The 11,994-nt window shown below is 65.1% G+C and carries 10 protein-coding genes; 6 read left to right on the top strand and 4 right to left on the bottom strand.

All coding sequences use genetic code 11. The annotated features are described in order from the left end of the window. Window positions 1-254 precede the first annotated feature (254 nt). Together sucC and sucD are read left to right on the top strand one after the other, a co-directional pair. The gene (gene sucC, locus ACZYZ7_RS29670) at window positions 255-1,418 is read left to right on the top strand and encodes an ADP-forming succinate--CoA ligase subunit beta (protein ID WP_090427258.1); all 1,164 of its coding nucleotides are present in this window, start codon (window positions 255-257) and stop codon (window positions 1,416-1,418) included. A 12-nt stretch (window positions 1,419-1,430) separates the two neighbouring features. Then, entirely contained in the window at window positions 1,431-2,333 is a 903-nt protein-coding gene (sucD, locus tag ACZYZ7_RS29665) for a succinate--CoA ligase subunit alpha (RefSeq protein WP_135458008.1), read from the top strand. A 117-nt stretch (window positions 2,334-2,450) separates the two neighbouring features. On the opposite strand, the gene ACZYZ7_RS29660 is transcribed toward sucD, so the two are convergent. Both ACZYZ7_RS29660 and ACZYZ7_RS29655 read right to left on the bottom strand, forming a co-directional pair. Further along, window positions 2,451-4,319 carry a S9 family peptidase gene (locus ACZYZ7_RS29660; protein WP_450072685.1) on the bottom strand — a complete coding sequence of 623 codons (1,869 nt, stop codon included), beginning with the start codon at window positions 4,317-4,319 and terminating at the stop codon, window positions 2,451-2,453. A 43-nt stretch (window positions 4,320-4,362) separates the two neighbouring features. Then, window positions 4,363-4,977, bottom strand: coding sequence for a TetR/AcrR family transcriptional regulator (locus ACZYZ7_RS29655; RefSeq protein WP_450072710.1), 615 nt, complete (start codon window positions 4,975-4,977; stop codon window positions 4,363-4,365). Window positions 4,978-5,240: 263 nt separating this feature from the next. On the opposite strand from ACZYZ7_RS29655, the gene ACZYZ7_RS29650 reads away from it, so the two are divergent. Continuing rightward, entirely contained in the window at window positions 5,241-6,767 is a 1,527-nt protein-coding gene (locus tag ACZYZ7_RS29650) for an acetyl-CoA acetyltransferase (protein ID WP_463742376.1), read from the top strand. 25 nt (window positions 6,768-6,792) lie between these two features. On the opposite strand, the gene ACZYZ7_RS29645 is transcribed toward ACZYZ7_RS29650, so the two are convergent. Both ACZYZ7_RS29645 and ACZYZ7_RS29640 read right to left on the bottom strand, forming a co-directional pair. After that, window positions 6,793-7,197, bottom strand: coding sequence for a hypothetical protein (locus ACZYZ7_RS29645; protein ID WP_463742375.1), 405 nt, complete (start codon window positions 7,195-7,197; stop codon window positions 6,793-6,795). A 165-nt stretch (window positions 7,198-7,362) separates the two neighbouring features. Beyond that, a complete protein-coding gene (locus tag ACZYZ7_RS29640) occupies window positions 7,363-8,211 on the bottom strand; it encodes an LLM class F420-dependent oxidoreductase (RefSeq protein WP_135457997.1) in 849 nt (282 codons plus the stop codon). 130 nt (window positions 8,212-8,341) lie between these two features. Between ACZYZ7_RS29640 and sfnG the strand changes: the two genes are divergently transcribed. The 3 genes from sfnG (at window position 8,342) to ACZYZ7_RS29625 (ending at window position 11,988) form a co-directional block, all read left to right on the top strand. Then, window positions 8,342-9,472, top strand: coding sequence for a dimethylsulfone monooxygenase SfnG (sfnG, locus tag ACZYZ7_RS29635; RefSeq protein ID WP_450072687.1), 1,131 nt, complete (start codon window positions 8,342-8,344; stop codon window positions 9,470-9,472). 134 nt (window positions 9,473-9,606) lie between these two features. Next, window positions 9,607-10,461 carry a DUF5336 domain-containing protein gene (locus tag ACZYZ7_RS29630; RefSeq protein ID WP_135457994.1) on the top strand — a complete coding sequence of 285 codons (855 nt, stop codon included), beginning with the start codon at window positions 9,607-9,609 and terminating at the stop codon, window positions 10,459-10,461. A 60-nt stretch (window positions 10,462-10,521) separates the two neighbouring features. Then, window positions 10,522-11,988 (top strand): cell division protein PerM, encoded by a 1,467-nt coding sequence (locus tag ACZYZ7_RS29625; RefSeq protein WP_463742374.1) that lies wholly within the window; start codon window positions 10,522-10,524, stop codon window positions 11,986-11,988. Window positions 11,989-11,994: the final 6 nt, after the last annotated feature.

The raw sequence follows: 11,994 nt of genomic DNA, 5'->3' as shown, positions 1-11,994 counted from the left end.
CGTCGTGACCTGAACGTTATCTGGACCAGAGGCACGTTAACCAAATCCCAATGATGGTGGCAACTTATGGGTCTATTCCGCGCCGGAATGTGATCCGTATCACCTCCCATGGGCGGTGAGATCTACCACATGAGCCGGAGGCGATGCTAATCCATCACTCGGTGGTGGATAAAGTGCCAGCGGGCCCGTCCGGCAAGTACAGGCCGGGCAGTTTCTAAGTCAACGCAGACAGACAACGCCTATCTAGGAAGCACATGGATCTCTTCGAATATCAGGCAAAAGAGCTGTTCGCCAAGCACAACGTCCCCACGACTCCGGGCCGCGTGACCGACTCGGCCGAGGACGCCAAGGCGATCGCCACCGAAATCGGCAAGCCCGTGATGATCAAGGCACAGGTGAAGGTCGGCGGCCGCGGTAAGGCCGGCGGTGTGAAGTACGCAGCCACCCCCGATGACGCGTTCACCCACGCGACCAACATCCTCGGTCTGGACATCAAGGGTCACGTCGTCAAAAAGTTGCTGGTGGCCGAGGCGAGCGACATCGCCGAGGAGTACTACATCTCGTTCCTGCTCGACCGTTCCAACCGGACCTACCTGGCCATGTGCTCGGTCGAGGGCGGCATGGAGATCGAGGAAGTCGCCGCCACCAAGCCCGAGCGGCTGGCCAAGGTTCCCGTCGACGCCGTCAAGGGTGTCGATCTGGCCTTCGCGCGCTCGATCGCCGAGCAGGGTCACCTGCCCGCCGAGGTGCTCGACGCCGCGGCCGTGACCATCCAGAAGCTGTGGGAGGTGTTCGTCAAGGAGGACGCCACCCTGGTTGAGGTCAACCCGCTGGTGCGCACCCCTGACGACCAGATCCTGGCACTGGACGGCAAGGTCACCCTGGATGCCAACGCCGACTTCCGTCAGCCCGGCCACGCCGAGTTCGAGGACAAGGACGCGACCGATCCTCTCGAGCTCAAGGCGAAGGAGAACGACCTCAACTACGTCAAGCTCGACGGCGAGGTGGGCATCATCGGTAACGGTGCCGGCCTGGTGATGTCGACGCTGGACGTGGTCGCTTACGCGGGCGAGAAGCACGGCGGCGTAAAGCCGGCCAACTTCCTCGACATCGGCGGCGGCGCCTCGGCTGAGGTCATGGCCAACGGTCTGGACGTCATCCTGAACGACAGCCAGGTCAAGAGCGTGTTCGTCAACGTGTTCGGCGGCATCACCGCCTGTGACGCGGTGGCCAACGGCATCGTGCAGGCGCTGCAGATCCTCGGCGACGAGGCCAACAAGCCGCTGGTCGTCCGCCTGGATGGCAACAACGTCGAAGAGGGCCGGCGGATTCTCGCCGAGGCCAACCATCCTCTGGTTGTCCAGGCCGAGACCATGGACGCCGGTGCCGACAAGGCCGCCGAGCTGGCGAACAAGTAAGGGACACTTGACATGTCGATTTTTCTGAACAAGGACTCCAAGGTCATCGTCCAGGGCATCACCGGTGGTGAGGGCACCAAGCACACCGCTCTGATGCTCAAGGCCGGCACCCAGGTCGTCGGCGGCGTGAACGCCCGCAAGGCCGGAACCACCGTGTCGCACAAGGACAAAGACGGCAACGACGTCGAGCTGCCCGTTTTCGGCTCGGTCGCCGAGGCGATGAAGGAGACCGGCGCTGACGTGTCGATCGCCTTCGTGCCGCCGGCTTTCTCCAAGGACGCCATCATCGAGGCCATCGACGCCGAGATCCCGCTGCTGGTGGTCATCACCGAGGGAATCCCGGTGCAGGACAGCGCCTATGCGTGGGCCTACAACGTCGACAAGGGGCAGAAGACCCGCATCATCGGTCCGAACTGCCCCGGCATCATCACCCCCGGCGAGTCGCTGGTCGGCATCACGCCGAACAACATCACCGGTAAGGGCCCGATCGGCCTGGTGTCGAAGTCGGGCACGCTGACCTACCAGATGATGTACGAGCTGCGCGATCTCGGCTTCTCCACCGCCATCGGCATCGGCGGCGACCCGGTCATCGGCACCACCCACATCGACGCGATCGAGGCGTTCGAGAAGGATCCCGAGACCAAGCTGATCGTGATGATCGGTGAGATCGGCGGCGACGCAGAGGAGAAGGCCGCGGCCTACATCAAGGCCAACGTCACCAAGCCGGTCGTCGGCTACGTCGCGGGCTTCACCGCTCCGGAGGGCAAGACGATGGGCCACGCCGGCGCCATCGTGTCCGACGGCGCGGGCACCGCGGCCGGTAAGCAGGAGGCCCTGGAGGCTGCCGGCGTGAAGGTCGGCAAGACGCCGTCCGAGACCGCCGCGAAGGCGCGCGAGCTGCTCGCCAACCTGTAAGTCTGTTCAACGGAAAGGCCCCCGCTGCGGCGGGGGCCTTTTCTTTTGCGTCGAATCTGCGCACAGATCGGGTTTTCGTCGATATTCACGATCTGTGCGCAGTTTCGTTTTTGGGGGCTAGACGCGACCGCCGAGGTGCTCGGCCAGGAACCGCTCGACGGCGTGGTACATGTCGATCTGGTTGTCCGGGTTGAGGAATCCGTGCCCCTCGTCGTCCTTGACCATGTATTCGACCTCGACGCCGCGCTTCCGGAGCGCTTCCACGAGGTTGTCGGATTCGGCCTGGACCACGCGAGAGTCGTTGGCGCCCTGGACCACAAGCAGTGGCGTGCGGATCTGATCGACCTTCGTGATGGGGGAGCGGGCCAGCATGTCGGCTTCCTGCTCGGGATCGTTGTGATTTCCCACGTACAGGTGCCAGTTGTTGGCCAGAAACGGCCGGGCGATCGTCGGTAGCGTGCGCATGAAATTGGCCAGGCTGGAGATCCCGACATAGTCGATCGCCGCGGCGAACACGTCCGGTGTGAACGTCACGCCCACCAGCGCGGCGTAGCCGCCATAGGAGCCGCCGAAGATCGCCACCTTGTCACGGTCGGCGTACCCCTGTTTGACGGCCCAGTCCACCGCGTCGATCAGGTCGTCGTGCATCTTGCCGGCGAACTCGCCGATAGCGGCTTTGGTGAAGGCCTTGCCGTAGCCGGTCGAGCCGCGAAAGTTGACCTGCAGCACCGCATATCCGCGGTTGGCCAGCATCTGCACGTCGGGTTGGAAGCCCCAGCAGTCCCGCGCCCACGGGCCGCCGTGTACCAGCAGCACCATCGGCAGGTCGGTCGGCTCGACCCCGACGGGCAGGGTCAGGTACGAGTGCAGCTGCAGTCCGTCGCGCGCGGTGATGGTCACCGGGGTCATCGGTGCTAATGAATCTGAATTCAGATTCGGGTATGGCTGAAACAGCAGCCGGCTCTCGCCAGTCGCGTGATCGTAGAAGTAGGTGGCCCAGGGATCGCGGTCATGGGTGAAGTTGACCACCCAGCGCTGTCCGCTGTCGTCGGAAGAGATGGCGCCGAGGTCGCCGTCGGACAGTTTGGTCAGATTCTCCAGTACCGCAGCGAAATTCGGATCCAGGGCGTGGATCACCTGACGTTCGCCGTAGTAGCGGGCACCGATCAGTTCGCCCGTGCGCTCGCTGAGGATCATCGGTGACGGCAGCACCATCTGGGCGGCCAGGTCGAATGTCGGGTGGCTGTCCACCTCGGTCTCCTCACCTGTCGCCACATCGATCCGGACCAGGCGCGTGCGGTCGGTGCCCGTGTTGGCGCCCAGCCAGATGCCGGTGCCGTCGGGGGTGATGGTGATCGGGTGCATGCCCAGCGGGTAGTCGGTCCCGTCGAACGTGATGATCGTCCGCAGCGAGTTGGTCGCCGGATCCCATTGCGACAGTTCGACATCGCCGTCAGCTGTCAGTGTCGAGCTGAACAGCTCACCGGTCCGGCTGGACAGCCAGCCGACCACGTTGCCCGGGTTCTGTGCGAGCATCGTGAGCTCGCCAGTGGCGACGTCGAGTTCGTAGACATCGAGCAGTTCCGGCGTGCGGTTGTTGATCTGGACGATGGCCTTTCCCGGGCGGCCCTTCGGCAGCTCGAGGTCTGCTCTGGCACCGGGGAACGGGGTGAGGTCGACGGCCGCGGCCTCGGGGTGATCCAGGTCGACGCGATAGATGTGCCAGTTCTCGTCACCGCCGGAGTCCTGCATGTAGAGCAGCCAGCGCGGATCGTCGGTCCAGAAGTAGAGGTAGACGCTGCGGGTTTCGTCCGCGGTGACGCACTGCGGCGGTGCGTCGCCGTCGAGATCCTGAACCCAGACGTTGAGGCGGTTCTTCCACGGCGCCAGGTAGGCGATCTTGGTGCCGTCGGGTGAAATCTTGGCGGCTGTGCGCTCGGGTGGGCTGAAGAAATCCTCTACCGAGATCATTTCGGGCAACGCCATGACGCTCCTTTCGCGGGTGCGGACAAGCTCTTTCGGGTTGTGATCAGGACTCGACTGGCCCGCCCAACCGCCCGTTGGTGGCGTCACGGATCGCCCGGTCGATCAGGGCCAGCGCCTGCTCTTCGGTGACTTTCTTGCCCTCGACGATCACCGCCACGCTCACGTCCTCGTCGACGACACGGAACGCCCCGGTGACGGCGGCCGCGCAGAGACGCACGGTGAGGTCTGTCTCGGGCAGCCCCAGGCGGTCGGCGATCACCGGGATGAAGCCCTGCTCCATTCGGTCATGCACCATCAGGTAAGCCGTGCGCAGGGCGGGTTCGGACGGGGTCATGGTGGCGATCCGCATCGCGCTGATCTCGTCCTCGACGTCCTGGGGTGCCAATGGATGCGAAATCCCATCGGCGGCAAGGTGTTCGGCCAATGACAACTCATGCGGCCAGCGGTTCAGGATGTCGATGAACCGGTCCGCGGATTTGGCCAGCACCGGTTCGACGCAGCTTTCCTTGGCGCGGAAGTAACGCCAGATCGTACGGGTGGAAAGCCCTGCGGCCGCGGCGATGTCGTCACCGCTGGTGCCGGCGACGCCGCGTTCCCAGAACAATGCGCAGGCATGTCGTGACACCGCGAGGCGCGCCTGGTCCTGTTTTTCGCCGATCGCCCTCACCTCCAGTACTTGTCACTTAGTGACAGCTCTAATGTGTCACTAAGTGACAGTGCCGTCAAGGTGTGCTGGTGAGCGGGGTTTTCGTCGCCGTTTTCTGCACCACGGTCGTGGTGAGTTTCGGCGAGCGACCCGGGTGTCGAAAGCGACGGATCCAGAAGGTTCAACGCCCCTGATGAGGGCAGATATGCACCGATTTCACTCGCGAAACCCCAATCGGTTAGCCTCGCGAATTAACACCCGTCAAGGAGATTGTCATGGTCGATCCGCGCACCCCCGTCATCGTCGGCGTCGGACAGTTCACCGAACGCATCGACCTCGATGGGTATCGCGGGATGTCCTCGGTCGAGTTGGCCACTGAGGCAGCCAAGGCGGCTCTGCACGACTGCGGGGCCGACGCTGCCGCCGTGGCGCAGGTAATCGACACTGTGGCGGGTACGCGGCAGTTCGAGATCTCCGGCCCGCAGACGCCAACCCTCGGGGTGTCTGACAACTACCCGCGCTCGGTGGCACGCAACGTCGGAGCCGAGCCGGCGCGCGCCATTCTCGAGGTGATCGGCGGTCAGAGCCCCCAACACCTCGTCACCGAGTTCTCGGCGGCCATCGCGGCGGGCGAGGCCGAGGTGGTGCTGCTGTTCGGCTCGGAGAACACCTCGACGCTGCGCCACTTCTCCAAGTGCGACGACAAGCCGGACCACTCCGAGACCATCGACGGTCAGCTCGAGGACCGCGGCTACGGATACGACGGCATCTTCGACGAGTACACGATCAAGCACGGGCTGATCGGAGCCCCGGTGCAGTACGGCTTGCTGGAGAACGCGCGCCGCGCCCGGCAGGGGTTGTCGGTGGCCGACTATCGCACCCAGATGGCGGAACTGTTCGCACCGTTTTCGAAGGTGGCCGCCAAGAACCCGTATTCGTCTGCCCCGGTGGAGCGCTCGGCCCAGGAGCTGGCCACGGTTACCGAGAGCAACCGGATGATCTGTGACCCGTACCCGCGCATGATGGTGGCGCGCGATCAGGTCAACCAGGGTGCGGCCGTACTGCTGATGTCGGTCGAGACCGCCCGGAAACTCGATGTGCCCGAGGAGAAGTGGGTATACCTGCGCGGGCACGCCGACATGAAGGAAATCAAGCTCCTTGAGCGCACCGAACTCGGTTACAGCGAGGCCGCGGTGATCGCGGTCAATGAGGCCTTGCGGGTTGCCGGAATCACGCTTGACGACGTCGCGGCCTTCGACCTCTACAGCTGCTTCCCGTTCCCGGTGTTCAACATCTGCGACGGCACCGGCCTGGCGCCCGACGACGAACGCGGCTTGACGCTCACCGGTGGCCTGCCCTTCTTCGGTGGCCCGGGGAACAACTACTCGATGCACGGTATCGCCGAGGCCGTCAATGAAATGCGTGACAAGCCGGGCCAATTCGCGCTTGTCGGCGGCAATGGTGGTATCGCGAGCAAGTACTCGGTCGGTATCTACTCGACCGAGGCGGCGGACTGGGTGGCCGACGGCAGCGCTGCTCTGCAGGACGAGTTCAACGCGCAAGAGCGTGTGACGATCATCGAAAAGGCCGACGGCCCAGCCACAATCGAGACCTATACGGTCCGCTACGACTGGACGCCGCGCACCGGCATCATCGTCGGGCGTCTGGATTCCGACGGCAGCCGGTTCCTGGCGACGACGACCGACGAGGCGCTGGTGACGTTACTCTCCGACGGTGAGCCGCTTGGCGCATCGATCGTCGTGCAGTCCGGCGAGAAGCGGAACACCGCGACGCTGGCGTAGCGCGGCCGCGCGGATCCCGACCCGCTCACTCGGCGGTGTGGATCCGTAGGTAAACCACTGCGGAATCTGAGCGGACGCAACGGGTCAGGTACTCGTTGGCGTTGCCGCCAATGCACTCCCAGTTCTCGAATGTCACGTAGTAGCCGGCAGACCGTCCTGAGGGCGTCGCGTACCAGAGTTTGCCGACCCGACGGGCCTCGGCGCAGTCGATGTTCGCGCTGCCACGCACGGCATGTTCTTCGGTCGGGCCGTATTGATGTACGACGCCGCAATCCTCCAGGTACTCCGGCGGCGGTGTGGTCGACGGGATCGTCACGTTGATCGCCGGGAGGGCATGCGTGGTGGTGGGATCGGGCGTCGCCGTCTGATCAGAACAGGCGGTGATGCTTGCGAGAAGTGCTGCACTCGTCATGGCGGCGTGAATCTTCACGTGAACCCTCCTCAGAACAGCCTCGTCCACGTCCAGCGGTGCGCACCCGCGTCAGCGTAACGACGAAATCAACGCCAGGGTCGTTCTCATCGAATATTCACGACCCTGGCGTTGATCTCGGCGCGAAAGGCCGGCGTGAACCGGCTCAACCTGGCGAAGCCAGAACTAGACCAGCGAGGCCAGCTTGCCCGCGAGTCGCTCGACGTACGCCGACACCTCGGCCTCGGACTTGTCCGGCAGTCCGAACAGCACCTCGGTGACGCCCAGTTCACGCCAGTGTGCGAGCTTCTCGGGGTCCGGCTTGAAGTCCAGCGCCACGATCTGAGGTGCGCCGTCACGCCCGGCCGCGGCCCAGGTGTCCTGCAGCAGCTTGACCGGCTCGTCGATGTTGAAGTCGCGCGGCGTGGTGATCCAGCCGTCGGCGGACTTCGCGATCCACTTGAAGTTCTTCTCATTACCGGCCGCACCCACGAGCACGGGAATGTGTGACTGCACGGGCTTGGGCCAGGCCCACGACGGGCCGAAGTTCACGAATTCGCCTTCGTACGAGGCTTCTTCCTCGGTCCACAGCGCACGCATGGCCTCCAGGTACTCGCGCAGCATGGTGCGGCGGCGGCCCGGGGGAACGTTGTGGTCAGCGAGTTCGTCGGTGTTCCAACCGAATCCGACACCCAGCGACACCCGCCCGCCGGACAGGTGGTCCAGGGTGGCGATGGACTTGGCCAGGGTGATCGGATCGTGCTCGACGGGCAGCGCGACGGCCGTCGACAACCGCACCCGCGAGGTAACCGCACACGCGGTGCCCAGTGACACCCACGGATCCAGGGTGCGCATATAGCGGTCGTCAGGCAGGGACTCGTCACCGGTAGTGGGGTGAGCGGCCTCGCGTTTGATCGGGATATGGGTGTGCTCGGGCACATAGAACGTCGTGAAGCCGTGATCATCGGCGAGTTTGGCGGCCTTGGCCGGGGCGATGCCGCGGTCACTGGTGAAGAGAACGAGCCCATAGTCCATGACCAGAATTAGAACGTGTTTCAGTCCGAGTAGCAAGACGGTGCGTCTCGTTAGTTGTCCCGACCGCGAGAAAACTTCACCGCGAGTGATACCCGCGACGGGTGCGCGCACGTTTGCTGGGATCACCGACATGACGACTGAACGCATCGCCGACCACGTCAAGTTCGCCTATTGGGTGCCCAACGTCAGTGGCGGCCTGGTCACCAGCGATATCGAGCAGCGCACCGACTGGAACTACGACTACAACAAGAAGCTGGCGCAGACCGCGGAGAACAACGGTTTCGAATACGCCCTGAGCCAGGTTCGCTATGAGGCCAGCTACGGCGCGGAGTACCAGCATGAATCGACCAGCTTCAGCCTCGCGCTGTTGCTCGCCACGCAGCGGCTCAAGGTCATCGCCGCAGTGCACCCTGGTCTGTGGCAGCCGGCGGTGCTGGCCAAGCTCGGCGCCACCGCCGACCACCTCAGCAATGGCCGTTTCGCCGTCAACGTCGTCTCAGGCTGGTTCAAGGACGAGTTCACCCACTTGGGCGAGCCGTGGCTCGAACACGACGAGCGCTACCGCCGCAGCGCGGAGTTCCTCCAGGTCCTGCGGAAGATATGGACGGAAGACGACGTGGATTTCCGCGGCGACTTCTACCGCATCCACGATTTCACCCTGAAGCCCAAGCCGCTCAACACGCCCGAGCGCCCCAATCCCGAGCTCTTCCAGGGCGGCAATTCGACGGCCGCCCGGCGCAACGGTGGCTACTACGCCGACTGGTACTTCTCCAACGGCAAAGGCTTCGAGGGCATCACCGAACAGGTCGTCGAGGTGCGCGACCATGCCCGTGACGCAGGCCGCGAGGTGAAGTTCGGGCTGAACGGGTTCATCATCGCGCGCGACACAGAGAAAGAGGCAAAGGAGACGCTCAAAGAGATCGTCGCGAAGGCCAACAAGCCCGCGGTCGAGGGCTTCCGCGGCGCGGTACAGCAGGCCGGCAACTCCACCGGGGATAAGAAGGGCATGTGGGCCGATTCCAGCTTCGAGGACCTGGTGCAGTACAACGACGGCTTCCGCACCCAATTGATCGGCACACCCGAGCAGATCGCCGAACGCATTGCCGCATACCGCAAACGTGGCGTGGACCTCATCCTGGGCGGATTCCTGCATTTCCAAGAGGAAATCGAGTACTTCGGCGCCAAGGTGCTGCCGCTCGTCCGCGAAATCGAGTCCACCGAAACGGATTCCGCCGACGCGCCCGTCCTGGTATCAGCTTGAGACCGCTCCGACACCAAACACGAGCGCCCGGCACCCAGCTGGGTGCGCTAGCGTGGAAGCTCGAATCGCTCACGTGGTCGGTATTCATGCCTGCGTGAACACACGTCGCGAAGCTCGATAGCACAGGAGAGGTCATGACCTACCCGCCCAGTAATCCCGGATACCCGCCGCAGTCGGGTTCGCAGTTCGATGCAACCCAGCAGTTCGCCAAGGCTGCCCCCGCTCCTGTGCCCGCCGCCCCGGCCGCACCGGCCAGTGCCGCACCTGGTGAGAACAAGTTGCCCGAGATCCTGCTCGGGGTCGTTGCCGTTGCCGGCCTGCTCATCTACTTCGTGAGCTTCGCCCTCGACGCCTCGACCGCTCAGGCGATGATCCTGCTCGTGGCGCTTCCGCTGTTGGCGGGTCTGTTGGCCGGCGTCAGCCTGCTGCCCAAACAGAAGAACTACACGGCAGCCGCCGCAATCGCCGCGACGATTCCGTTCCTGTTCGTGATCGGCGCCGCGGTATCCAGCGGTGGAGAAGGTGACTGGACGCTGTGGGTGCTGTTGGCCCTCACCCTGATCCAGGCCGGTGCCGCGATTGCCGCGCTCCTGTTCGACGCCGGCGTGATCACGCCTCCGGCACCCAAGCCGCAGTTCGATCAGCAGCCGCAGTACGGCCAGTACGGTGGCCCGTCGCAGTACTACGGTCAGCAGCACCAGCCGCAGCACGGTGGCCAGCCCTACCAGCAGGCTCAGCCGCAGCGTCCCGGTTACCCGTCGCAGTACGGCGGCTACTCCGGTGGTCCGAACACCGGTGGTTTCCCCGTTCAGGGCCAGCAGGGCCCGCAGGGTCAGCAGCCGAGCGGCCCGCCGACCCCTCCGACCGGTTACCCCACCTACGGCCAGCCGCAGCAGCAGTCGGGTTCGTCAGCGCCCACCAGTGCCGTTCCGGCACAGCCGCAGGCACAGCAGTCGCCTTCACAGCAATCTGGCACTGCACCGTCGTAAGCTGATCGGCGCGTGCGCTTCCCGCGCACGCGCCGATCATTGCGAGGAGCAGCCCACCAAGTGAGTAACCGGCCAGTCGGCACCCGCCAGGCGCGTGAGTTGCTCCGGGTCGCGTTCGGGCCGTCCGTCGTCGCGCTGGTGGTCATCGCCGCGGTTGTGCTGTTGCAACTGCTGATCGCCAACAGCGACATGACGGGCGCGCTCGGTGCGATCGCCAGCATGTGGCTCGGCGTGCACCAGGTGCCGGTGTCGATCGGCGGCCGCGAGCTCGGGGTGATGCCCCTGCTGCCGGTGCTGGCGATGATCTGGGGCACCGCGCGCACCACGGCCGCGGCCACCGCCCCCAATTCCTCCTGGTTCGTCACCCGCTGGGTGGTCGCCTCGGCCTTGGGCGGGCCGATTCTGATCGCGGCGCTCCTGCTGGCCGTCATTCATGACGCAGCCTCGGTGATCAGCGAACTTCAGACTCCCAGCGCCCTGCGCGCGTTCTGCAGCGTGCTGATCGTGCACGCAATCGGTGCCCTGATCGGCGTCGGCTCGAAGGTCGGTCGACGGACGCTGGCCGCCTCGCCGCTGCCGGACTGGCTGCCCGAGGCGTTCCGTGCCGCGACCGCCGGTGTGCTGGCCCTATTCGGTCTTTCCGGGGCGGTGACGGCGGTGTCGCTGGTGGTGCACTGGGCCACGATGCACGACCTGTTCGCGATCACCGACAGCCTGTTCGGCCAGCTCAGCCTGACTCTGTTGTCGATCCTCTACATCCCCAACGTGATCGTCGGTGCCTCGGCGATCGCGGTCGGATCCAGTGCCCATGTCGGGCTGGCCGCCTTCAGTTCATTCACGGTGTTCGGCGGTGACATCCCTGCGGTGCCGGTGCTGGCCGCGGTGCCCACGCCGCCGTTGGGCCCCATCTGGGTGGCGCTCCTGATCGTGGGTGCGGCCTCGGCAGTCGCATTGGGCCAGCAGTGTGCGCGGCGTCCCCAGCCGATCGGGGCGGCCACAGGCAAGTTGCTGGTGGCGTCGGCGCTGGCGGCCGTGACGATGGCGCTGCTCGGCTACGCCGGCGGCGGGCGGCTGGGCAATTTCGGCGACGTCGGGGTGGATCAATCGACGTTCGCGCCTGCGGTGTTCCTCTGGTTCGCCGGGGTCGGCGGACTGACCGTGGCGATGTCCGGTGGCCTGACCCGCAAGCCCCGACCGGTACTCCCGCCCAAACCGGAACCGGTCGAGCCGCAGCCTGAACCCGAGTTCGAGTCCGAAGTGGGCGACGACTACGTCGACGAGGACATCGAGTACGCCGAGGCAGATCCCGAACCCGAGCTCGAACCCGACCAGCCGTTGGTGTCGTGGTCGGCCGAGGAGCCGGCGGCGGACGAGCCCGACGACTACGAGGACGTGCAGGAAACCGTCTATGAGCCCCGCCCGCGGCGCTATGACGACCTCGATGAGGACCCCGAGGACCACTTCATCGTCGACGACATGCCAGACGGCCCAGTGACCGGCGACAACCCTCGCCGTGCGGGCGACTAGGCTGCT

Source organism: Mycobacterium sp. IDUB_17, assembly GCF_055419465.1.
This window is presented reverse-complemented; position numbering and strand designations above follow the sequence as displayed.

Bases quoted from the DNA above. Each gene is read 5' to 3' on its own strand.
- sucD (WP_135458008.1), top strand. From the start codon at position 1,431: ATGTCGATTTTTCTGAACAAGGACTCCAAGGTCATCGTCCAGGGCATC.
- ACZYZ7_RS29640 (WP_135457997.1), bottom strand. From the start codon at position 8,211: ATGGACTATGGGCTCGTTCTCTTCACCAGTGACCGCGGCATCGCCCCG.
- ACZYZ7_RS29630 (WP_135457994.1), top strand. From the start codon at position 9,607: ATGACCTACCCGCCCAGTAATCCCGGATACCCGCCGCAGTCGGGTTCG.
- sfnG (WP_450072687.1), top strand. From the start codon at position 8,342: ATGACGACTGAACGCATCGCCGACCACGTCAAGTTCGCCTATTGGGTG.
- ACZYZ7_RS29660 (WP_450072685.1), bottom strand. From the start codon at position 4,319: ATGGCGTTGCCCGAAATGATCTCGGTAGAGGATTTCTTCAGCCCACCC.
- sucC (WP_090427258.1), top strand. From the start codon at position 255: ATGGATCTCTTCGAATATCAGGCAAAAGAGCTGTTCGCCAAGCACAAC.
- ACZYZ7_RS29650 (WP_463742376.1), top strand. From the start codon at position 5,241: ATGGTCGATCCGCGCACCCCCGTCATCGTCGGCGTCGGACAGTTCACC.